Consider the following 21,273-nt stretch of genomic DNA (forward strand, 5'->3'; position numbering starts at 1 on the left):
GTATGGACGTAGAGGCCATTTGGAACATATTGGAGGGCTTGACCGCCACGGATGTTTACAACGCTTATCGCGAAGTCATGCGGAACTTCAAGGTAATCTATGTAGGCACAGCCCTTGGTGTGGCCGCAAGCCTCTTCCTTTTGATCCGTGAATATGGCGATGTCATCTACGAGGCCATTGGTTTTAGTGAGGGCAGGAGGATTCAACCACCAAACTGGGCAAAACTTACCGGCATCATCCGTCCCACCATCTGGGTCGTGGTCATTGTTCTGGCCTACCCACAGGTACTAAAGGGAATAGAGTACATTTTAGCGGGATTCCAGGATTCCCTTGGTGGACAGATCGGTCCAGAGAGCAATTTTCGTGACCTCTGGAGGGAAGAGGCCCTACGGTACCAAAAGTTGATGGCCCAGACATCCACCTGGGACATCGGGCAAAAAATGTCCCTGATCATCAACTACTATATTATACTGCTGATAAAGCCATTTATCATTCTTTTGGAGCAGGATGCATATTCCCTGTTCCTGGCACTTCGTTACCTGTACCTTATCATACTGGAGCTTTTCGGGGGCGTGGCCCTTGCCCTTTATATCAACAAGGAAACAAGGACACACACCTATACTTGGTTGAAGCACATGCTATTTAATTATGCCATGTTGGGTGCCTTTGCAATGGCCAACGAGCTGGCCAACCTTATCATAGATTTTTACATCAACAGGAATTCGGTCTATTCATACAACATTTTGATAATAGCCTTCGGAGCGGTACTCAAATTGTTCCTGTTCAAACAGTCCTTTAACATTCTTAAATCAAACATTTTCTAACCAATGAAGTCGGAAAGCGAAACAGTGTACAATCAATTCTCAAAGGCGAAACAACAGCAAAAATATATCTGGATATCCTCCATGCTTTTTGTAACGGTCGCATTTATCGGGATGCTGGTGTTCCTTTACTACCAATCCAAGAATGTTGTGGTCATCAAGGAAAACGGCCAAAAGGTGTCGGCGGTGGTGGGCAATGAAAAGGAGACGTTCACGGCCCTGGCCTCCGAACATTTGGACCGGGCCTTCAAGTATGCCAATTCGTTCGACCGCTTCACCTATAAGGACAACATGGCCAAAACGCTTTTCCATATGGATTCAAGGAGTGCGAATCGGTTGTTTTCAGAGTATGAAAACAGCGGTGCATTGGCCGACGTTCTTAGCAAGGGCACCATCTATGATGCTGAAATTTTGTCGGTGTCCATCCGCATAACTGGCGACAGGGAACCTTTTGAGTTTGTTTTCCAAGGGACCATCGATGTCAACGATGGTGGCCATGTAACCAAATATCTGGCCCAAGGAACGGGCGAGCTTATTTATTATACGCCCCATTATCCTGAAAATCCCACAGGGTTTTTCATTACCAACTATACCCAAAAAACGAAGATATATGAGCAAAAATAAAATTAAGATACTCATACTTGCCGTCATTGGGATTGTTTCAATCATAACGATTGTGGTTTCCATGGACGAAGGAGCCCCGAAGGACGAATTTCAGAACACTGTTCCCATTTCGTTGAAGGAGGATAATTTTTCCTATGATGATGTTACCAATGCTTACGACAAGGCCAAGAAAAACGGGGAATTTGAAAAGACCGAGACCCGGGACAGTAATGTTTATTCTGAGGAAAACGACCCCAAGGTGCTGGAGCTCCAGAGACAGATTGAACTATTGGAGGAAAAAAGGAACGGGACCGGGGGCAACGGGAATGTCCAGGGAACCAACGTTCAGGAAAACCGTCCATTGACCGAGGCGGAAAAAGAGGCGATTTACCGATCCGAGCTTCTTAGGGCAAGGGAGGAACGCTTGGCCAGATCTCAGGACTATTCGGCACCACCGAGCGAACCCGAGACCACGGGACCGGTCGAAAGCATGTTGGAGTTCCAAGCGGCCATCTATCGAGACCAGTTTATTCTTCCTGGGGACAGGGTAACGCTCATCCTTACACAGCCCGTAACCTACAAGGGAAACGTATTCAAAAAGAACACATTCATTTACGCCAACGCAAACATCCAAGGTTCACGGGTATTGCTCAATGTTACCAACATCGACCACGTTCCCATTGGGTTGGTGGCAAAGGATGTCCAGGACGGCAATATCGGGATGTACAGCGAAAGGGCGGGACAGTTGTGGAGGGAGTTCCAAGCGGATGCCCAGACCCAGGGCATCAATGACGTAACCGGGGAAATTTCCCAACAGACCAATGTGCCACTGGTAGGAACCGCGATCAGGGCGTTCGGAAATTTTTTTAGGAAGAAAAAGTATAAGGAAAAGGACAAGATCTTACTTGTGAACAACGACAAATTGATCTTGATCACACCGTTAAACACGAGATTATGAGAAACAGCAACTTACTCATTTTTCTGTTGGCAGGTTGCCTGGCAATGGCCCAAAACGATACCATCCAAGTTTCGACCAGTACGGCGGTCGTGATTTTTCCCACTGATATATCGGATCGGATATTGGGGGATGACATTACCTTTTTTATGTCGGAGCAGAACGACGGAGGCAGTGCATTTTCCAGAAGAATCCTGAAACTTTATTACAATGAAAGCCCCAACGCGAAAAACCGCTATACCAACCTTACGGTCATAACTACAAACGGAAATTCCTACGAGTTTACCTTGGAGTACCAAAAAAACCCATCCCAAAAAACATGGTACATCAAGCCCGAACAGGCCGTTACCAACATACTTGGCACACCTGTAAATTCCAATTATCAGAGAGAGGCGGCTACGGCCGCAAGTGATATGCCAACCAGTTCCGGAACCAACGGAACTATCACGGATGATAATATTCCGGAGGTCGAAGCTGGTACGGAAGAAACCATCAGTGAAGCCGCCAAACCTACCAAAGAGCTCTACGAGACCGATAAGGAAGAATATTACCGGTTAAGATCTTACTATATGCAATTCGACAAGGCCAAGCTGCCCCGTTTTTTTGCCCGTTCCGGCGATGTTTTCCTATGGTTGAAAGGGGTTTATTTCAATGAGGATGAAATCTATCTCCAGTTCAGACTGGAAAACCAGGAAAGCATCGATTTTGATCTGAATTTCCTGAAATTCAGTATTGCCACCTCCTATAAAAAGAGCAGTAGCAACCAAAAGACGGAAATCCTTCCTGCATTTCGCTATAAAGTTCCCAAGGAGGTCAAGGGAAACACTGAGAATCATTTTGTTGTGGTATTCAAAAAGTTTTCCCTGGACCGAAATAAAGTGTTGGTCGTCGATTTGGCCGAAGAAAACGGCAATAGGAACCTATCTTTAGAAATTGACCACAATCTTATCAATAACCCCTTCAAAATTTGAGCTTATGAGCAAGATGGCCTCTATGATAACAATATTGTTCCTATTGATCACCATTTGCGCAAAAGCGCAAATGAGGGGAAACCTGGCCTCTTCTGTCGGGGTTAGCGGTGGTTACGTGGAAGATGGTTTTGCGGCAATGGGAACGTTCAATTTCCACCCCAACCGTTTTCAATATTTTCAGATCAGTGTATTGGCGGCCTTTGCCAAGGACAAGGGCACGAACGACATACCCTACAATATTTTTACCATTCAGCCAGGCGTATATTACAGAGTGTATATATCGCCCAGACGCAAGAATTTCAGCGTTTTTCTTGGCGGGGGTGGGCTTTTTGGTTACGAGGTAATCAACAACGGTAGCAACGAACTGCCCAACGGGGCCATTATCAACGGAAAGAGCCAATTCATTTACGGCGCATATTTGGGCGGAGAGGCCGAGATCGCCCTTAGCAACGATTTTTCATTTTTGATAAAAGCAAACGAATACTATCATGTAAACTCAGATGTGGGCAACTTTTATCCCTATGCGGGGGTAGGGTTGCGCTACTTTTTATTTTAGAACACTAACTGGAACACTATGAATAAAATTACCCCACCGCACATAGTTTCTCTATGCCTGTTTTGTCTTGTCCTTATCCTGGCTTGCAGCAAGGATTTCGATAGCATTGTACAGGATTCTTTTGATTTCAGCTTTACAGAGGACCACGAAAACGATGGCTTTGTTTTTGAGGCCACCAAGACAGATTTTTCCCTGAAACCCGAGAAAGTGGTAACGACCGTCGCTTACTTCATGAAGTACAGTATAGAGAACGGTAAAGGATATTATTTGACTTCGGAGAATGACACCATACACCAAAACGATACGATCTTTGTGGCGGATTTCGATATGTCCTTCAACTATATGCCCATTGATACGGGGGCCCATAAGGTCAAGGTCCTTGCCTGGGATTCCAACAAACTGGAAAAGGAACTGGAGCTGATCTACAATACCAGCTATGCAAGTTTCAGCTTCCTTCTCAACAAGGGCACGGACGATTTTATAATCAACAGCAAGAACCCCGTGAGCGCCACCCTTTTAAGGGACAAGGATACCGGGGACCCCACCAATGCCGGCAATCAGGAATTTGAGGTTTCCTACCAACTGGAAAACGGTACCGGCAAGCTCTATTTGGGCGATGATTCCTATGCCCCGGGGAATTCCTTTGTGCTTCCCAAGGGAGTTACGGATTTCGGCTATCTGCCAGAGACGCTTGGCGAGCATAGATTGACGATGACGGCCAAGGCTCCAGATGGTGCCACCATCACAAGGGAGCTTGTCATGGTAGTCGGCAATCTGAACTTTACCTTTAGGGCCACAGCAGCCTCCAGCCAGGTCGAGCTCGATACCAACATTGCCATCAATATCGACCTCCAGACCCAGGACGAGGAAAGCGATGTAACCTATGACATCAGCCACTCCTTTTCCGTTGGCAGTGAGGGAGGCGGGACCGTCCGGGACCAGAACGGAGGGGTTATGGATGCCGGAACGTTCAGGCCCATTGAACCGGGCAATTACAATTTTACCTTTAAGGACGATGTTCTTGGCCAGCGCAAGATATATTTTGATGTGCGCGACAGCAACGGGCAGACGAAAAGGGACAGTGTTGAGATCGAGGTCGCAAACATCCCATTTACCTTTAGTGGAAATGCGGAGAGCAACCAGGTTTTCGTAAACCAAAGGACACAGCTCAACTTCAATATCAAATCCAATGGGAATACATCGAACATAGAGTATTTCCTTACCTATAACATTACTGAGGGAAACGGTAAAGTTAGAGGGGTAAACGGCGACAATATCCAGAACAATACTGACTATCAGGTCGGTCTTGGAAACTTTTCACTTTTCTATACCCCGGAAACCTTGGGGAACCACAAGATCAGTTTTCTTATAACGGACAATTACGGCCAAGAAGTGGGGCCGGTGGAAATTGATCTGGAGGCGAAGCAACTGGAGCTGGACTTCAACGCTTCGGCCAATAGCAGCGAGGTGCTTGTGGGCCAACGGGGGGCCATATCCCTAAGCCTGATAGAGAAAGGAGATTACGATGGTGTTACCTATGAGCTCAATTATTTTATTACGGGCGGGGACGGCCAGCTCTACAATGGAAATTCACCCATTGCTCCAAGCCAGTATTTCACCGTAACGCCGGGTAGTTTCGCCTATGATTTTATAGGTCAACAGGCCGGCACCTATGAGATTTCCTTTTTGCTCCGGGACAGCAACGGCCAGATTTTGGAGGAGCAGGTTACGGTTGTCGTGGGCAACAATGATTTTAGCGTTACCATGACTCCCTCAAAGGCCACCGAGTTTTCCAACAACCCCGTTGGCATCATCGTTAACATCGATGAAGTTCCGGACGGGGCGAACGACACCTATTCGGCCTTTTATTCATCGAGCCAAAACGGGTCAATGATGGTCAATGGGGTCTCATATGGACCAGGGGAAAATTTCCCATTGTCCCCAGGCTCTAACAACATTACATATACCGGACTGGAGCCTGGCCAGCATAATATCGTGCTAAGCGTTGAATCAGGATCAGACGTTACACGTACTGCCAATACGACCATTACCTTTGACCAGGTGGACTTTACGTTTACGGGCGGATCACAGAGCTCCGATATTTCCGTTGGGGAAATCACTTCCCTGAACTTCAACATTTCGGAGAGTGTGGGGTCGTCCGACTATACTATGCGGTTCACCATGAACGGCAACGCCATCATCAAGGATTCCAATGGAAACGTAGTGAGCCCGGGCAACATCTATAATGTGCCCAAGGGGAACTTCAACTGGAGCTTGGAGGGTACGGACGATGGTAATATAAGCATGACCTTTTATGCAAAGAACGACACAGGACTTGAAAAGTCGGTAAATATCTCCGTTGGTGTTGCGGCAAAAGACTATAATTTTACGGCTTCTGGATCCACCCAACAAGCGTACACCGAAGAGGAAATCGATGTCAACTTTAATATTTCCGAAATCGGAATCGGCGGGGACACCTACGAAATGTATTTCTCCGTAAGTGGCAACAATGGATCCTTCCTATATTCCGGCACAACGTATTCCGCAGGGGAGAGCTTTACCGTTCCGGTCGGTTCCTTTTCGGGCAAATACACGGGGACCACAGAGGGCAACCATAATATTACCTTTACGGTACGTTCCTCTTCCGATGTGGAAAAAACCGCCAACATCAATGTGAATTACGAGGTGTACGAAGAGCCGTTCACGCTCAATATCAGCCAGTCCTCCCAGGACAAGTACATCAATGACCCATTTGATATTACCGCTATCACAAATGCCACCTCTGGCCACGACCCAAGTGTTACCTACACAATGGTGTTCACCTTTACAGGGGCCAGTGCCGGGACCATGCGCTATAAGGGCATTACATATAGTGAGGGGGAAACGATTCCCCTAGATTATGGCAGCGCACCGATGCAGTTCACTCCCGAGACGGACGAGAGCTTTGTGATCAATTTTTTGATAGAAAACTCCACTGGACAGTCCCAGACCGAGAGTGAATCGATACAAATGTTCAAAAGGCCGACCGTTTCCGCAAAAGGAGAGAAACACAACATCAGTTGTGGCGGGCTTAATGGATGCGATTATCAGGTAAGGATATACACTTGCTTCAGCGCCAATTGTTCCGAGGCATACAATGGTGCGAGTTTGGAACAAGTAGAGATTAGAATTCTCAATAGGGGAACGAACAATTGGGACACCAAAATATTAAATTACAATGATGCCAAGGGAAGCGGTGTGGACCGATATTTTGAGATGGAGACTGAACCATCAGAGGGCAAACTTAAATATCTCGATCAACCCTATGAAGTAAGGGTAAGGGATTCCAATGGCCAATGGAGTGATTGGACTTCGGGATCGGTTGTTAGGGTTTGATAAATAATAAGGGGGTCTATTGACCCCCTTTATTGGTTTTTATATTCGCATTGATTCTCAGGAACCGCCGCTGCAGAATTATACTCCAGTTGATTTATGTTTGCATAAATGGCCAACCTGGTTTTAGATATCAGCCCTTTATGTTCGCATAAACCTAACTTCTTTTTAATGTATATGTGACCACCACATCCTGATCGTCCAAAAAATCATCCTGTTCCACTACAAGCCGATCTTTTGTAAATTCTATGATTACCATATCGTTCCTGTTTTCAAACCGTAAAATCTCATTATTTATCAATTCGTATTTATCCATTTCAACAGTACTGAACGGATCTACTTCGCCACAGGAGAGGCCGTTTTCATTAATTCTATATTCATCTTTTTCTCCAGAGGGGCCTTCATTGAAAAAAGTAAGATTGTCCTTTAGGCACTGGCGAATCTCATTGGTGTTGTACAGGTCGATGTTCACGGTCCCGTCCCCGTTGATGTCCACGGCGGTGTCCGATTCTATTGCCTCATATTCCCACTGGCCAAAGAGTGCCTCGTTCCTATCATCCAACGAAACCCCATCGTCATCGTTACTGCATGATAACAGCCCCATAATCATTCCAAATATCAGTAAGTGTTTTCCCATAGTGTAAGATTTGTGTTAGGGGGGTAAAGATACAAAATCCAAGGGCACAAGCCGTTTGTTGTTAAGGGGTTTGCTATCTTTATCCTTTCATTGTCCCACAACAACGATGCCTAAACCGAAACACCATATTTTATGCGCTTTCCTACTTTTGGGGCTTTTTCCGGCACTCCAGTTATCGTTGATGGCCCAGGCCAGTTCCCACAACAAAATGGGCGAAATGGTGGACAAGTTCCTGTCCAAGTCCGAGTCTTATGATGATGTTGAAAGGCTCTTGGACATATTAGACAACGATATTCACTTATATAGCGATAAGTTTCAGTTTGTGCCGTCCATTAATCCCTTGAATCCGGACCGGTTGAAACGTTTTTCCAGTGAATTTGGCAAAAGGTTCCACCCAATCGATAAAAAGGAAAAAACCCACTTTGGCATTGATATTTCAGCTAAAGCGGGCACCCCCATCCATGCGGCCGCATCTGGAACCGTCAAGAGCACTGTTGAATCGAACATGGGTTATGGCAACCAGGTTATTATCGAACACCGCTATGGTTTTAAATCACGCTATGCACATATGTACCTTTTTGTCGTCAAAGAGGGTCAGGTGTTAAAAAAAGGGGACATCATCGGGTTTGTGGGCAGTACCGGGAAGAGTACCGCCAATCACATTCATTTCGAAATATCGAAAAATGACATTAGGATAGACCCCTACCCTTTTTGCTTTTTGGAATTTTAATACCTTTTGGCCTCTTTTTCTTTTGGCCCAACTCCATTGAATTGGTTTTGAGTGATTTTCGACAAACAACATCATAAATTAACGATCCATTTTTTTAAACAGGTAGGAAAAAGATTACCTTAATATCGTTTAATCTTTAACCCATTAGCCATGAAAAAACACTACTTCTTTAAAGAAAAATCCACGTTTCGACCTTTGGCCAAACTTTTAATCTCCATAACGGTTTTCACCATGTGTCAAAACAACGCCCTTTCACAGATCTGTGGTACGAGCAACATAACCGGCAGCACTTCCGTTATGTCAAAAACATCCGCACGGACAGCAAAAATCAACGGGGATGAGCCCATAGTTATCAATATGTATTTCAACATCCTTAATTCCGGCAGTACTTCGACCGTTACAGAGCAACAGTGCAAGGACGCCCTTGTGCTTTTGAACAACAGATATGCATCTTCCCATGTCGTGTTCAGGTACAATGGGTACCGGAACTATTACAACAATGCATCGGCGACCATCAATTCGGATAATGAATTCAACCAACTAAGGAACATCAACACCAACACCGCAAGCCTCCAGGTATTTTTTGTGGACGGTTTCAACATCAATGGCCAGACAGGTATCGTTGGGAAGGCCCAATTACCCGGCACGTTTATGGCACTTCGGAAGGACGCCAGGGATACTTTTGTATTTGCCCATGAAATCGGGCACAATCTCAACCTTTACCATACTTTCCACGGACAGGCATGTGAGCCGGACCCCAATATTCCGGCAGAGTTGACAAATGGAACAAATTGTGCCACGGCAGGGGATTTGGTTTGCGATACCCCCGCCGACCCATGCATGAACCAGAACAATGTAAATGCGGCATGTGCCTATACCGGTGGTGGCGGTTTCAATCCGGATACCAGAAATTTTATGTCCTATACCACCTATGCTTGCGGGAACAGGTTTACTAACGGCCAAATTGATAGGCTGAGGGAGGCCCTGGTGCTTAACAATTCACTCCAGACCATACAGGTTGCGGCAAGTCAATTGGCCAAGCCCCTTAAGATTACTTCCACAAGGGCCAACTATACACGCACACCCATTAGCGGCGGCTGTTATGAAATATCCTACCTTGAAACGGATAAATTGGAGTTCCAAAAGGGTTTCAACTATACCATAACGGTTATCCATCATCCGCTTAACAATACGACTACCCATAACTATACATCAGCACAGACCCCTTTACTCAACATATCATCAAACTCCTATAATTACACATCCAAGATAACGACACATACGCCGAACCCAACATACAGCTCTTCGGGCAACGCGGGCTTTGTTTTTTATATAGACTGCCCCATCTATTTCCCTTTGATGTCCGCCAACACCACCCCCGTCCAGTCCGGGGAAGGGAGCAATATCCAACCCGGTCTCTATCTGGTTCCCATACACGATGAAAAGAAAGAGGAAGTGATCGAGACCCCTAAAGTATTGATACAAAATGATTAACTTTATCTTAATTGAATCTACCCGCTATGAAAAACTATAAGATGGTCGCTTTTTCCGTGCTGTTGACGCTGATCGGTTGTGATAGCGACGGGCAGGACATTAACGATGATGGTACCGACCTACCGTTTTCCTCTACCAACCTCAAAGGGGATTGGGTCAAGAGTGCGGAATTTGTCGGACAACCAGGGGACACCCTTGGTAGCAAAACTCCGTCCGAGGACATCCTTTCTGCCCTGGATGCCTGCCAAAAGGACGATATTTTTCGCTATGACGTTGGTTCCTCCGACCAAGGCAATCCCTATGTTTGGGGCATAGGCCAAATAGCGTGCGAGGGACAGACCGCCGATGATTTTATCGAGATCGGGACATGGACGCTGGATGATTCCGGCAAACTGGACATATCCTACTCCGATGTAAGCGAGCCGTATGTTCTCATATCGTTGACGTCGAAACGATTATTGGTAAGGAAAGCCTCTGGAACCATTACCCCTGACGGTACTGTCTTTCCATTTACGGAATATGTCCGTAAGGATTAGGGGAATGAATCTTTAAACCAAAATTTTATGGAACGGCCAAACGGCCGTTTCTTTTTTGTGCCTACTTTTGGATTTATTCCAAACCCTATATTTTGGCCGATTACTTTGCCCTTATAGACTGCAATAACTTTTATGCCTCATGTGAGCGTGTGTTTGACCCTTCGCTCAACGGGAAGCCCGTTGCCGTTTTGAGCAATAATGATGGCTGTGTTATCGCACGGTCCAACGAGGTCAAGGCAATGGGCGTGCCCATGGGAGCCCCTTATTTCGAGTACAAGAAAATATTCAGGGAAAAGGATGTCAGGGTATTTTCGTCCAATTTCGCACTCTATGGGGACATGAGCTCCAGGGTAATGAACATATTGGCCCGCTATTGTCCCGATGTGGAAATCTATTCTATTGACGAGGCTTTTCTCCATTTCAAGGGATTCGATTGTTTTTTTGACCTTTCATCCTATGCCCAGGAAATCAGAACGTTTGTCTTAAGGGCCACGGGAATTCCCGTGAGCATTGGAATCGCCCCAAGCAAGGCACTTGCCAAGGCCGCCAATAGGGTGGCCAAGAAATTCCCTGAACGCACCGGGGGTGTCCATGTCATCGATACAGAAGAAAAAAGGGCCAAGGCGCTCAGATGGATCAAAGTCGAGGATGTTTGGGGAATCGGCCCCAGATACGGTAACATGCTCCGTTTACGGAACGTCAGGACGGCCCTTGATTTTTCCCTGCTTCCCGATGATTTCGTGAGGGACAGCATGACGGTTGTGGGACTCAGACTAAAACATGACCTGATGGGAAAACCCTCGATCCAGATGGAGGACATCAAACCCAAACAAGCCATAGCCTGTACCCGGAGCTTTGACAGGGACTATTTGGAATATTCCGATTTACGGGAGAGGGTCGCAACCTTTTCATGCGAGGTAGCCAAAAAGCTCAGGGCTCAGGGTTCCGACTGTAACCTGATACAAGTATTCGTGCGTTCCAACCCGTTCAAGGAGCACCTGCCCCAATATGGCCGGTCCGTTTGCCTAAAACTCCCCTACCCGACCAATAGCAGCATCGAATTGACCAAATTCGCCCTAAAGGGCATGTCGTCAATATTCAAAAAAGGCTACGCCTACAAAAAGGCGGGTGTCATCGTTATGGGCCTTACCCCATCCGAATCCAAGCAGTTGAACGTTTTCCACAATTCCGACCCGAGACATTCACCGCTCTGGAAGGCCATTGACCGGATCAATTTGCTTTCGGGGTATGATGTCGTTAAATTAGGGGGCCAAGATCTTAGGCGTAAATGGAAAATGAACCGCAATCTATTGTCCCCTAGATATACAAGCAAATTGGAAGAAATATTAAAGATAAATGTACACGACAAGGAAGAAATCGAGCGGGCTTGAGTTTTTGGTTCCGGGTATGGGAAATCCCTTGGGCCTGCCATATTTCGATGGCGGGATTTCGGCTGGGTTCCCATCCCCGGCGGACGACTTCAAGGAGGACCGCATTTCTCTGGACAGGGAACTGGTCAACGATCCGGAGGCAACCTTCTTCGCGCGCGTGAACGGCGATAGCATGCAGGGCGCAGGGATGGACGATGGGGACCTTTTGGTCATTGACAAGAGCATTGAGGCCTATGATGGCTGCATAGCGGTTTGCTTCGTTGATGGGGACTTTACCGTTAAACGCATCAAAAAACAAAAAGATTATATTGAACTTTTGCCAGAAAACCCAAAGTACAGGCCCATCCGAATCACAGAGGAAAACAACCTGGTAATTTGGGGCGTTGTAACGAACATTGTAAAAAGGATCCATAAAAAATAAGGGGCCAGTGGCCCCTTGTAATTTAAATTTGTGCTTTTCTTTATTCCACAATTATTCTGTGTGTCTCGTCAATCTCCCTGCCAATGATTTTTAGAAAGTAGATACCTTTGGCCAGGTTCGATACGTCCATTTGCATGTGTCGTAACGGGCCCTTGAAAACCGATTCTTTAACGGGGTTCCCGCTAAAGTCAAGTAGGGTTAATGTTACATCCTGAATTTCTTGATCATTATTTTCATTTAAGACCGTTTGCCCAATACCCATATTTTCCTCGGAAAGTGATATGTTTATTTCAGAATCGGCCGGGTTCGGATATATGGCCATACGATGTGATCCAGAACATTCCTCATAATAATATTCTTGGTCGGAACCACCACAACTGGCAATAACGCCCAAGGACGAGCTCCCTCCCTCGCATGGATACCTATGGCTGAAACTTCGCGAACTTGTGGTGCTTATTAGCTGATTGTTGATATACCATTTAAAGGGAGCGGATCCCCCCGTTACGCTTCCCGACACATAAATGGCGCTTCCCTCCCATTCCACAGTACCAATGGTAAGGTTCACACTTCCTGTGTTCAACACAAGGTTTTTTCTTATAGTGAAATCGACACCGCATCCATTCGTGATCCTGGCCTGGATCCACCCCGTAGTGCCCAGTCCCGATAGCGAAAAGGTACATGGGTTGGAGCCCTGGGAAGAATTTCTTGTAATATTGCTACTACTGCTCCAAGTGATGGAGGCCCCAGCGGGCAGGTTTGTTATTGAATATGATGAACCGCTCGCACAAGTGGTCGTAGGCCCGTTTATATAGGCGCTTCTGGTCGTATTGGTAGTATTGGCCCCCGTACCGCAGGGATCCAACCAGTTACTCAACCTTGTGGCATTGGTGCCCCCTCCCGCCCAGGAGAGATTGAACCTTCCATATTCGGCCCTTGGTTGACTGCAATAGGACTGGGATGGATTATAGTTCTGGTTTCCGTGCAATTGTCCCACGACCCTTCTGTTCTGATCGAAAATGGGGGAACCGGAAGACCCGTGTTCCACGACACCATCGTCAAAGTTGACCAACCACCTATTGTTCGCCCCGTTCCAGCTTGAAACCTGAAAGGCATTGTTCTCTATCGAAATTTTCATCATGTCGCCCGAGGGATGGTGGATACCGGCCCCGCTGGTCGGGGTGTTGGCCCTTCTGTCCCAACCTGCCCATGTTATCTCCTGATTTCCAACCGGCGATTCATCGAGCTCCATCAGGGAAAAGTCGGTCGGGAACCACGCCGCCCTGAACGTGGCATCGTTATAGGTATAGCCGGCCGAGGCGGTTCCCGACGTGCAGCTTACTGATTTGAACTGGAACTTGAACATCCAATCTTCGGCAGCCGTTCTTTCCGCGGCGGTTATAGCTCCATTGTTGTTTGTGTCGATACAATGGAACGCACTTAGAAAATATGGGCGGAAGCCGTTATTCGTTGACATTAATAGCGAACCGCTACAATGTTCAAAACCACTGGACAAAAGGACCAGGGCCACGGCATCCGAAGAAGCGTCCCAAGCCCCGAAACATCCTATATTGTTGTTACAGCTCTCCGAGGCTCCCGGGGTACCGTTCAGCATTTCGCCGATCCCCCTATAACCATGAACCACCCTTTTTATGGTAAAATCCGACTTACTATCATTATCCGGTTCCTTCAGGAACAATGTAACACGCTCTCCAGGAATGATGTCGGTCAAAAATACTCCCTTGTCCTTGTTGTTAAGGGAAGTTACTGGCCCATATACTACAGTGCCCTCTTCATTGAACGCATACAATTCCGCACCTTCCGCCAATTTCATTCCTTCCAATACAAAGTTTATGGACAAAGCACCCTCTGAATAGAATTCCATCGACCATTCCCTGAAGCCGTCATTTACGCTCCAATCCCCATCCTTTAATTTAATATCAAGATCAAAGGGCTTGCCGAACCTAAAGGGTATGTCCCTACCGGCATTTTTCCGGTCCTCCTCCAACATTTGTTGCGCATCGAATTTGGGAAGGACCTTGTTTTTTTTGGATTTATAATCATTTTTAAGACCAAGTCCCACTTGTTTGCCGTTCCTCTCCGGATAGTTTTTAGTCTCTACCTGGCCAAACGAAATAGTTGTAAGGCAGAATGTCAATAAAACAATGATTAAGCGTAAATGTGTTTTCATGGTTTTTAGTTTATGTTGAAGGTAATCTTGGGTTTAAAATCATTATTTGTGGATATTTCTTTTTGTGAAACCTTAAACGAAAAATTCAAATTGTGTTCCACATCGTATTCCCCTTTTGGCAAAACATCATTACTTTGCCCCTTGCACAATGGATAGACCGGCTTTAATGATTCTGTCAAAATCCATGGACAGGTAAGCTCAAAAGTGTCGCCCGGACCGATAGCAATTTCTCTGGGCGCGTTGCTGAATTCGCACCAGGCCCCAGTCTGGGGCGTACCCATATCTTGTTGTTGGGATTTTTCAGTGACCCGGAAAAAATCCTCATCTACAATATTTTGCTCAATTACGATCGTATCCTCTGATGTATTCGTAAGGGCAAGGCTGAAAACTATGTTTTCTCCTTCTTTAAATTGGGTTTTGGCGATGCCCGTTGAATCCAATAAACAGAATGCCATTTTTAGTTCCTCAATGGAACTCTCAGTACAATTATCCACTGAGCGAACCTGAAAATCTCTTATACCCTCATTTTCGTTCGAACAAGAAATAATGGAAAGAATAAAAGCGACGATCAACGTCATGGTCAAATTGAATTTTGTTTTCATAGATGTAAATTATTAAATGACTTATTATCAATTGTTAAGCGTTTGTTACTATAAGATTAATCTTACGATTGTGCTTGGTTTATACTTATTAAGGATGTCTTTTTTGTGAACTGGTTGCCGTTAGGAATGTCAACAAAATGTTATATTTATTCATCAAACAACCCATATGTGCTTCCATACGAGAATCGATAGGCCCGTGGTCGAAATAGAGACCCATTACAACGTTTCCCGCACCGAAAAGGGAATGGGGCTGGAGGAGGAACTTCTTTACCACCATTCGGACGGGTTCAAACATCAGGATTTTTGGGTAATCCCGCAGGAAAGCCCGAAACACATCACCCCGATGATGTGGGGAATGCTGCCGCCTTGGGCCAAGAACGAAGACCCTATGGAGGACCTTAAGGAAATAAAGGGCCAGGGCCTCAATGCCCAGAGCGAAAAACTCTTTACCTCAAAGATGTACAAACCCAGCTCTTTGAAGCGTAGGTGTGTCATCCCGTTGACCGGCTTTTATGAACCGCACACGTGCCAGAAACCAAAGGACTATAAAGTGCCGTTCCTATTCGGCGCAAGGGAGGCCACGTTTTTGAGCCTTGCCGGAATCTATTCGGTTACATCTAACAAATATGTATCGTTTTCCCTATTGACCAGGGAAGCCGAGCCGGGCTCCATGTATGCGCAGATCCACAACAAAAAAAACTGGCAGGGACAGCACCGCCAGATCGTTCCCTTGGCCGATGATCAGATAGAGGCTTGGCTTTCGGAGAAATTGACAGAAACGGACATCGACAGGATCATCCATGACAATCTTCCGGAAGATGGCCTTACGGCCCATCCGGTCAGCAAGGATGTTTTCTCCAGAACGGTCAGCGCCGATTATCCCGGAATCGAAAAATTGGTAGACAATCCCAACCTAAACCTGGATTATTCGCAATGGGCATAAAGGAATTTTTGGGCCTGCACGAAGAGGACCAGTGGGACGAGTTTTGGGACAAATGTGTGTTTTTGGCCCACTTTCCGGACCTTGAAAAAAAACACCATTTGTACCGGCTATTCGATTTTTACGTAGAGCTTACTTCGGACCATTCTGGAATGTTCCCCGTACTGAACGCTTTTGAATCGGGACCAAGGCTCGATAAGTACCGGAACATGAACCTTGACAAGATCTTGGGCGACCTCCATATCAATTTTCCCGAGTAGGGAAACCGAACAGTTCCCTTACTTCCACCCCGAGGGCATTGGAAAGTTCAAGCACGGTGCCCAGGGTTATGTTGGTCTGCCCTTTTTCTATTTTGGAAATATCACTGTAATCCACATCACAAAGTTGTGCCATAGTACGGTAACTCAACCCTTTTTCCTTGCGGAGCTGTTTCACCCTCATTCCAAACCTTTTTATAAAATCCGATTGGTCCATCCCCGCAAGTTGCGGAGAACGTCAAAAAATAATGTGGGCGAAAAAACCCACATTTTTTGTTTAAAATACCAAGGGACTTTTATATTTTAGGGCCGTAACCCCTATGGACATGGACCTATACGATTTTTTTATGCTCAACGAGAGCGAACAGACGGAAACTTTGGTGCAATCCGGCCAGCTTGTGGCCATGAAGTACAATGCCATCACCTATCTCAGTTTGTTCAGTGTAAGCACTTTTTACGTGGAATTCGAGTGGGAAAAGTTCACCAACAGGATGGTCGGCAAACAGATATTCAAGTCGGGTGCCGAACTGGACAAGTACCTTCCGGATATCGACCTTGTCATTTGACGTTTTCCCTACGCTCTACCACTCCTTCAATAATTTCCAAATACATGGCCTGCTTGCTCACATCGTCGTCCAGTTTGTTGTTTTGGGCGTGCCATCCAAAGGCATAGCTCGATGCAAATTCCGCAACATCGCCGACCCCCAAGCGGTCGTATTCCGAAAGGACGTGTTCCCAGTCCAGTCTATATGGTTTGGCATCGACCATGCCCTGTAAGATCAGGTTCACTTTTTGCAAAGCCCTGTCCATTAATGTTCCCGTGGCCCGTATGAACCCAAACCTTGTCCTGTCAATTCTCATAAGAGGATACTTTAAGATTGTCCATTTTCTGTTATTACTTTTGCTTCGGGGGAAACTTTGTTGTTATAATAGAAGTTGATGGCCAAGAGTATACTCAGGCCGATCGTGATATAAAGTTTTATGTTGGGATCATTGAATTCGGTCTCCCTCCAGGACATGGCAATGACGACCACTTGGTACAGGCTCAAAGCTGCCGGCACCAAAATAAAGGGGCGGTACTTTTTCCCTCGCGAATCAAAAAACCATCCTATCCATCCCAGATGTGCGAAAAGATAGAGGCAGAACAGGTAGACCAAGATCCTATAGTTCGCTAGCCCCCTTACATACCCCTCATTGTCGGTCAACATTTCCTCAATCCCCAATTTTGGGACCCATGCATACGTTTCCCCGCTCCTGTTGGTTATGAGATCATGATAAAACGGTAGCGTGGCCATCAAAAAAAGCAGCGCCCAGGAAACCACCTTACGGAGACTATAACCACTTTTTTTGATGGTCATATATCCAAGGACGATCGAGAGGATCCCCAAAAAGACCAATTTGGAAACCGGTTCGTTCAACAAAGACCTCCTTAACCCGAAAAGGATAAGGAATATATGGTAAAGCCCGGAGGCCGTGGCCAATAAAAGGGCGCTTCCGTAAAATCTTTGCCTTGCACTTTGGGACCACCCCGCCCATCCTATCGTGGCAAAAAGGAAGATGAAAAACGTATAAAGGAACACCCGATAGGTGGAGAAACCCAAAACGTTCCCGTTCCCGTCGGTCAATAGATCCTCTAATCCAAGTACCGGGACCCAGGGTTTAAGGCCGCCGTCATCGGTCAAAAAATCATGTAGATATGGAAGCGTTGACAACAGGATAATGGCCAACGCCCCCCAAAAGGTATCAGGTATCCTGATTTTTGATTTCCTTGCCGTCGATTGCCTGTTGTTCCGTTGCATTCTTGAATAGGGCCTCATCCTCCGCAATATCGTTTTTGGTGCAGGAGGTGGACAAGCTAACGGTTGACAATAAGACTACGGCAAGAAGAATTTTTTGAATTTTCATAACTGAAAAATTTTAGGGTTAAACACCCTAAATTTAATCAGCCGCCTTGCTTATTTGACCGTCCTTTCGCTAAACTTCTCCAATAAGTATTAACAAATTTTAACGTATATTCCTACGTTGTTATTGCTTTAAATCTCGCATAAATGTACAACAAAGGACACTCAAAGAGTGTCCTTTGTCCCCACTTTTTAGTGAAACGCCCTGTTTTGGCGGGATTTGGCAGGCAATCACAAGGATTCGTGCCCGACCACGAAAATGTTTTTCGGATCGTCGATCTCGATATAGTTTGCGGCGTCCTGTCCCGTGTTCAAAATGGTCTCAAAGTTTTTCATCTTTTTTGTCTTTTGGGTTAGGAGCCATTTTTTGGCGTGTCCGCAGGGAATTGGCAATGAGCCAGTGAAATTGTACTTTTCCCGCAACGCCCTATATTTGGCGATCGGCCCCAACTACAAAAAGATGCTTTGGTACATGGAAAATGGACTACAAAAAGGACTACCGCAGCATTGCGTTCAGGGTCATCTTCACAGTGGACGGGAACCATCCCGATAACCTGGCATTCGCGGCGCAGCCCTTCGAAATGTTATTGGGCGACAAAATCAGCAACGACCCCAAGAACTTCCTTGTTTACGGCAGGGTCGGCAAGGGGGTAAGACTGGAGGTGGGCTTCAGGGGGTTCACCTTTGAAATGGACCAAGAGCTGCACGATAGGTTGGGCAGGTTGTACACCATGATCCAGAACGAATACAGGAAGATCATCATCAAAAGGCTTTAGGGGGCATCCGGGCGGGCCATTGCTCCAATCATTTTAAGCCGTTCCGGGGCATTAAGGGGCCTGTGGGAGCTTCATAGGTCGCTTCCTCGTCCCAATGTCCCAAATAACCCCTTTAAAATGGATTTCCGCGACTGTCCCTGATGCATCCCGCTCTGAGGAATGGTCAAACAAGCAAACACTTTCCGGAACATATCATTTTTCCGCAGGCAAAGGTACGACCGCGGGGCGGCACACAATTTCGCAAACTCATTGCTTTGGCACCCCTTGTGCGGCCGTGTAGGGGCCAACGAGAAAAATGATCGTTAACCTTAAATCCAATTATCATGAAAGATTACAGAATGAGCACCTTCAGGGACTTTGTGGGAGAACTCACGGCCATCTACCGGAGGACCGAACTCCCAAGCGTCAACATCACCCGGAGCCAGGACGCGGCAGACTTCATACGGCCCATGTTCGATGAGATCATGGACGACCACGAACAGACCAAGGTCATCCACCTGTCCCGCTCCAACGGGGTGGTCAACGTACACCATTGTTCCCAAGGGGACGTGGCCGGCACAGTGGTCCCCGTGAAGCTCATACTCCGACATGCCCTGATGATACAGGTATCCGGGATCATCATGGTCCACAACCACCCATCGGGGAGACTGAAACCATCGGAGGCGGACAGGAAGATAACCGAGAAATTGAAGGCCGCCTGTGCCCTAGTGGACATCCAGTTCCTTGACAGCATCATCATCACCCGCGAGGGCTATTACTCGATGGCGGACCAGGGGGACTTTTGACCCCTTGGATGTATGTACGCTTTTGCGTACATTTGTAATATCTTCAAAACTCCTTGTTATGGATTACGGACAGAACCATTTGCGCGACTGGTTGAAGGAAAGGCCCTGCCTTTCCATAGGGTGCATCGAGCGTACCTGCAACATGACTAAGGACGCCTTGCGGCATTTTATCAATGAGCGCAGGGGTGTTCCCGAAAAATTCATTGCACCTCTTATCAAAGAATTGTCCAGATACGGGTATGTCCCGATGGATGAAGAATAGGCGCGAGCCCCTCCCCTCCCCCGCCCCACCAGATGAGGGCCACCACATTTTTCCACAGGCAAAGTTACGACCGCGGGACCACACACAATTTCGCCCGCTCATTGCTTTGTCGCCCCTTTTGCGGCCGTGTAAGGGCCATGAGAAAAATGTTCAACCCTTAAATAGTACATCATGGCCAAAATCCATCTACCCCTGGAACTCAAGAAGTTCGGGGACATTTTCGACACGCTTTCAAGGTCGCACGGGACCTATTACATCTTCCAAGATTTTTTGGACTTTTCCATCAATGCCTGGTCGCTCAACCATCAGGCGGACATGGATACCATCAGAAAGAAGTACGACCGCAGGGAACTCGACCTTTTCAACGAGCTCATCTTTGAGGCCATCAGGATCCTTGACAAGACGATAGTAACCGATACTGATGTTTACGATGTGTACGGAACGTTCTATGAGGCCAACAGCCTTACCAACAAACATTTTGCACAGTTCTTTACCCCGATGACGATATGCCGGTTCATGGCACAGATACTAAGCCCCACTGGACCCGAGAACTTCAACGACCCGTGCTGTGGTTCCGGTAGGCTTTCCCTTGCGGCCAACAGCGTTAACCCGGGCATGTTCCACACCCTTATCGACATAGATTATACCTGTGCAAGGATGAGCGCACTGAACCTGATGTACCACGGCATCCACGGTATCGTGATCTCCGATAATGCCCTTTGGGCCGGCAAGGACTTCCGAGGGGCCTTTATCGTGAACCGTTGGCTGAAATACAGCGGTGTCCCTCAAATAGAGTTTGTGGCCGACATCAACCGGGCGTATGGGTATGCACGTAAGAAATTGGGGATGCCCGAACCATCACCGCAAAAGGGAAAAGTTTCCGAAAACAGGAACACCAGTGCCCAGGAGGTTGCCGATGTGATAGTGGATTCCAAGACCAACCAAATCAGGTTGTTCTGAAATGATTGCCCAGGGGCATCGATGAACTTTACCAATAAGGAAGTCGTGCCGTCCTTCCCCTTGCACTACCGGTGCCGCTTTGACACGGCTTTTGCGGGCAGGGCAAAACCCGCGC

Annotated in this window: 25 protein-coding genes; 18 read left to right on the forward strand and 7 right to left on the reverse strand. The window is 46.8% G+C overall.

The features are described from left to right. The first annotated feature begins 2 nt into the window (after positions 1–2). Genes SD449_RS19025 through SD449_RS19050 form a run of 6 tightly spaced genes read left to right on the forward strand, consistent with a single transcriptional unit; the run spans position 3 to position 7,281 of the window. Entirely contained in the window at positions 3–824 is an 822-nt protein-coding gene (locus SD449_RS19025; protein ID WP_268224402.1) for a hypothetical protein, read from the forward strand. A gap of 3 nt (positions 825–827) precedes the next feature. Beyond that, the gene (locus SD449_RS19030; protein WP_318312858.1) at positions 828–1,445 is read left to right on the forward strand and encodes a hypothetical protein; all 618 of its coding nucleotides are present in this window, start codon (positions 828–830) and stop codon (positions 1,443–1,445) included. Then, a complete protein-coding gene (gene traM, locus SD449_RS19035) occupies positions 1,432–2,382 on the forward strand; it encodes a conjugative transposon protein TraM (RefSeq protein ID WP_318312859.1) in 951 nt (316 codons plus the stop codon). Before SD449_RS19030 ends, traM begins: the two co-directional genes overlap by 14 nt. Next, a complete protein-coding gene (locus SD449_RS19040) occupies positions 2,379–3,350 on the forward strand; it encodes a DUF4138 domain-containing protein (RefSeq protein WP_318312860.1) in 972 nt (323 codons plus the stop codon). Before traM ends, SD449_RS19040 begins: the two co-directional genes overlap by 4 nt. Positions 3,351–3,354: 4 nt before the next feature. After that, positions 3,355–3,906 (forward strand): conjugal transfer protein TraO, encoded by a 552-nt coding sequence (locus tag SD449_RS19045; RefSeq protein WP_318312861.1) that lies wholly within the window; start codon positions 3,355–3,357, stop codon positions 3,904–3,906. Between the two features lie 18 nt (positions 3,907–3,924). Then, on the forward strand, positions 3,925–7,281 hold the full coding sequence (locus SD449_RS19050; protein WP_318312862.1) for a TraQ conjugal transfer family protein: 3,357 nt from the start codon (positions 3,925–3,927) through the stop codon (positions 7,279–7,281). A gap of 154 nt (positions 7,282–7,435) precedes the next feature. On the opposite strand, the gene SD449_RS19055 is transcribed toward SD449_RS19050, so the two are convergent. Beyond that, on the reverse strand, positions 7,436–7,915 hold the full coding sequence (locus SD449_RS19055; RefSeq protein ID WP_318312863.1) for a hypothetical protein: 480 nt from the start codon (positions 7,913–7,915) through the stop codon (positions 7,436–7,438). 106 nt (positions 7,916–8,021) lie between these two features. On the opposite strand from SD449_RS19055, the gene SD449_RS19060 reads away from it, so the two are divergent. From SD449_RS19060 to SD449_RS19080, 5 genes are all read left to right on the forward strand, one after another. After that, positions 8,022–8,645, forward strand: coding sequence for a M23 family metallopeptidase (locus SD449_RS19060; protein ID WP_318312865.1), 624 nt, complete (start codon positions 8,022–8,024; stop codon positions 8,643–8,645). 150 nt (positions 8,646–8,795) lie between these two features. Further along, positions 8,796–10,139, forward strand: coding sequence for a M43 family zinc metalloprotease (locus SD449_RS19065; protein ID WP_318312867.1), 1,344 nt, complete (start codon positions 8,796–8,798; stop codon positions 10,137–10,139). A gap of 26 nt (positions 10,140–10,165) precedes the next feature. Beyond that, positions 10,166–10,675, forward strand: a complete 510-nt coding sequence (locus SD449_RS19070) for a hypothetical protein (protein WP_318312869.1) — start codon at positions 10,166–10,168, stop codon at positions 10,673–10,675. Between the two features lie 92 nt (positions 10,676–10,767). Next, on the forward strand, positions 10,768–12,066 hold the full coding sequence (locus SD449_RS19075; RefSeq protein WP_318312871.1) for a Y-family DNA polymerase: 1,299 nt from the start codon (positions 10,768–10,770) through the stop codon (positions 12,064–12,066). Further along, complete coding sequence (locus tag SD449_RS19080; RefSeq protein ID WP_318312873.1) at positions 12,032–12,487, forward strand: LexA family protein; 456 nt, start codon at positions 12,032–12,034, stop codon at positions 12,485–12,487. The genes SD449_RS19075 and SD449_RS19080 overlap by 35 nt, the downstream gene beginning before the upstream one ends. A 40-nt stretch (positions 12,488–12,527) precedes the next feature. Here the strand turns inward: SD449_RS19080 and SD449_RS19085 are convergent, their stop codons facing one another. After that, the gene (locus SD449_RS19085) at positions 12,528–14,675 is read right to left on the reverse strand and encodes a T9SS type A sorting domain-containing protein (RefSeq protein ID WP_318312875.1); all 2,148 of its coding nucleotides are present in this window, start codon (positions 14,673–14,675) and stop codon (positions 12,528–12,530) included. Positions 14,676–14,680: 5 nt separating this feature from the next. Further along, positions 14,681–15,277, reverse strand: a complete 597-nt coding sequence (locus SD449_RS19090; protein WP_318312877.1) for a hypothetical protein — start codon at positions 15,275–15,277, stop codon at positions 14,681–14,683. A 166-nt stretch (positions 15,278–15,443) separates the two neighbouring features. On the opposite strand from SD449_RS19090, the gene SD449_RS19095 reads away from it, so the two are divergent. Then, complete coding sequence (locus SD449_RS19095; protein ID WP_318312879.1) at positions 15,444–16,220, forward strand: SOS response-associated peptidase; 777 nt, start codon at positions 15,444–15,446, stop codon at positions 16,218–16,220. Beyond that, positions 16,211–16,477, forward strand: coding sequence for a hypothetical protein (locus tag SD449_RS19100; RefSeq protein WP_318312881.1), 267 nt, complete (start codon positions 16,211–16,213; stop codon positions 16,475–16,477). Before SD449_RS19095 ends, SD449_RS19100 begins: the two co-directional genes overlap by 10 nt. Here the strand turns inward: SD449_RS19100 and SD449_RS19105 are convergent. Next, entirely contained in the window at positions 16,461–16,658 is a 198-nt protein-coding gene (locus tag SD449_RS19105; RefSeq protein WP_318312883.1) for a helix-turn-helix domain-containing protein, read from the reverse strand. The genes SD449_RS19100 and SD449_RS19105 overlap by 17 nt on opposite strands. A 142-nt stretch (positions 16,659–16,800) precedes the next feature. Between SD449_RS19105 and SD449_RS19110 the strand changes: the two genes are divergently transcribed. Further along, positions 16,801–17,040 carry a hypothetical protein gene (locus SD449_RS19110; RefSeq protein ID WP_157731026.1) on the forward strand — a complete coding sequence of 80 codons (240 nt, stop codon included), beginning with the start codon at positions 16,801–16,803 and terminating at the stop codon, positions 17,038–17,040. Here SD449_RS19110 and SD449_RS19115 read toward each other — a convergent pair. From SD449_RS19115 to SD449_RS19125, 3 genes are read right to left on the reverse strand one after another with little or no spacing between them, the layout of a single operon-like run. Further along, a complete protein-coding gene (locus SD449_RS19115) occupies positions 17,033–17,335 on the reverse strand; it encodes a hypothetical protein (RefSeq protein WP_318312886.1) in 303 nt (100 codons plus the stop codon). The two genes, SD449_RS19110 and SD449_RS19115, sit on opposite strands and share 8 nt — an antisense overlap. A gap of 11 nt (positions 17,336–17,346) precedes the next feature. Further along, positions 17,347–18,273, reverse strand: a complete 927-nt coding sequence (locus tag SD449_RS19120; protein ID WP_318312887.1) for a hypothetical protein — start codon at positions 18,271–18,273, stop codon at positions 17,347–17,349. Continuing rightward, positions 18,218–18,379, reverse strand: a complete 162-nt coding sequence (locus SD449_RS19125; protein WP_157731020.1) for a hypothetical protein — start codon at positions 18,377–18,379, stop codon at positions 18,218–18,220. Before SD449_RS19125 ends, SD449_RS19120 begins: the two co-directional genes overlap by 56 nt. Positions 18,380–18,854: 475 nt before the next feature. On the opposite strand from SD449_RS19125, the gene SD449_RS19130 reads away from it, so the two are divergent. From SD449_RS19130 to SD449_RS19145, 4 genes are all read left to right on the forward strand, one after another. Beyond that, positions 18,855–19,151 (forward strand): hypothetical protein, encoded by a 297-nt coding sequence (locus tag SD449_RS19130; protein WP_093980759.1) that lies wholly within the window; start codon positions 18,855–18,857, stop codon positions 19,149–19,151. A gap of 323 nt (positions 19,152–19,474) precedes the next feature. Then, a complete protein-coding gene (locus SD449_RS19135) occupies positions 19,475–19,936 on the forward strand; it encodes a JAB domain-containing protein (protein ID WP_093980758.1) in 462 nt (153 codons plus the stop codon). Positions 19,937–19,994: 58 nt separating this feature from the next. Then, positions 19,995–20,198, forward strand: a complete 204-nt coding sequence (locus tag SD449_RS19140) for a hypothetical protein (protein WP_318312890.1) — start codon at positions 19,995–19,997, stop codon at positions 20,196–20,198. A gap of 171 nt (positions 20,199–20,369) precedes the next feature. Then, positions 20,370–21,158: an N-6 DNA methylase gene (locus SD449_RS19145; protein ID WP_318312891.1), complete on the forward strand. Its 789-nt coding sequence runs from the start codon at positions 20,370–20,372 to the stop codon at positions 21,156–21,158. The last annotated feature ends 115 nt before the right edge of the window (positions 21,159–21,273 follow it).

It is taken from the genome of Flagellimonas crocea (genome assembly GCF_033441595.1).
GTDB classification, from domain to species: Bacteria; Bacteroidota; Bacteroidia; order Flavobacteriales; family Flavobacteriaceae; genus Flagellimonas; species Flagellimonas crocea.

Bases quoted from the DNA above. Each gene is read 5' to 3' on its own strand.
- SD449_RS19025 (WP_268224402.1), top strand. From the start codon at position 3: ATGGACGTAGAGGCCATTTGGAACATATTGGAGGGCTTGACCGCCACG.
- SD449_RS19030 (WP_318312858.1), top strand. From the start codon at position 828: ATGAAGTCGGAAAGCGAAACAGTGTACAATCAATTCTCAAAGGCGAAA.
- traM (WP_318312859.1), top strand. From the start codon at position 1,432: ATGAGCAAAAATAAAATTAAGATACTCATACTTGCCGTCATTGGGATT.
- SD449_RS19040 (WP_318312860.1), top strand. From the start codon at position 2,379: ATGAGAAACAGCAACTTACTCATTTTTCTGTTGGCAGGTTGCCTGGCA.
- SD449_RS19045 (WP_318312861.1), top strand. From the start codon at position 3,355: ATGAGCAAGATGGCCTCTATGATAACAATATTGTTCCTATTGATCACC.
- SD449_RS19050 (WP_318312862.1), top strand. From the start codon at position 3,925: ATGAATAAAATTACCCCACCGCACATAGTTTCTCTATGCCTGTTTTGT.
- SD449_RS19055 (WP_318312863.1), bottom strand. From the start codon at position 7,915: ATGGGAAAACACTTACTGATATTTGGAATGATTATGGGGCTGTTATCA.
- SD449_RS19060 (WP_318312865.1), top strand. From the start codon at position 8,022: ATGCCTAAACCGAAACACCATATTTTATGCGCTTTCCTACTTTTGGGG.
- SD449_RS19065 (WP_318312867.1), top strand. From the start codon at position 8,796: ATGAAAAAACACTACTTCTTTAAAGAAAAATCCACGTTTCGACCTTTG.
- SD449_RS19070 (WP_318312869.1), top strand. From the start codon at position 10,166: ATGAAAAACTATAAGATGGTCGCTTTTTCCGTGCTGTTGACGCTGATC.
- SD449_RS19080 (WP_318312873.1), top strand. From the start codon at position 12,032: ATGTACACGACAAGGAAGAAATCGAGCGGGCTTGAGTTTTTGGTTCCG.
- SD449_RS19085 (WP_318312875.1), bottom strand. From the start codon at position 14,675: ATGAAAACACATTTACGCTTAATCATTGTTTTATTGACATTCTGCCTT.
- SD449_RS19090 (WP_318312877.1), bottom strand. From the start codon at position 15,277: ATGAAAACAAAATTCAATTTGACCATGACGTTGATCGTCGCTTTTATT.
- SD449_RS19095 (WP_318312879.1), top strand. From the start codon at position 15,444: ATGTGCTTCCATACGAGAATCGATAGGCCCGTGGTCGAAATAGAGACC.
- SD449_RS19100 (WP_318312881.1), top strand. From the start codon at position 16,211: ATGGGCATAAAGGAATTTTTGGGCCTGCACGAAGAGGACCAGTGGGAC.
- SD449_RS19105 (WP_318312883.1), bottom strand. From the start codon at position 16,658: ATGAGGGTGAAACAGCTCCGCAAGGAAAAAGGGTTGAGTTACCGTACT.
- SD449_RS19110 (WP_157731026.1), top strand. From the start codon at position 16,801: ATGGACCTATACGATTTTTTTATGCTCAACGAGAGCGAACAGACGGAA.
- SD449_RS19115 (WP_318312886.1), bottom strand. From the start codon at position 17,335: ATGAGAATTGACAGGACAAGGTTTGGGTTCATACGGGCCACGGGAACA.
- SD449_RS19120 (WP_318312887.1), bottom strand. From the start codon at position 18,273: ATGCAACGGAACAACAGGCAATCGACGGCAAGGAAATCAAAAATCAGG.
- SD449_RS19125 (WP_157731020.1), bottom strand. From the start codon at position 18,379: ATGAAAATTCAAAAAATTCTTCTTGCCGTAGTCTTATTGTCAACCGTT.
- SD449_RS19130 (WP_093980759.1), top strand. From the start codon at position 18,855: ATGGACTACAAAAAGGACTACCGCAGCATTGCGTTCAGGGTCATCTTC.
- SD449_RS19135 (WP_093980758.1), top strand. From the start codon at position 19,475: ATGAAAGATTACAGAATGAGCACCTTCAGGGACTTTGTGGGAGAACTC.
- SD449_RS19140 (WP_318312890.1), top strand. From the start codon at position 19,995: ATGGATTACGGACAGAACCATTTGCGCGACTGGTTGAAGGAAAGGCCC.
- SD449_RS19145 (WP_318312891.1), top strand. From the start codon at position 20,370: ATGGCCAAAATCCATCTACCCCTGGAACTCAAGAAGTTCGGGGACATT.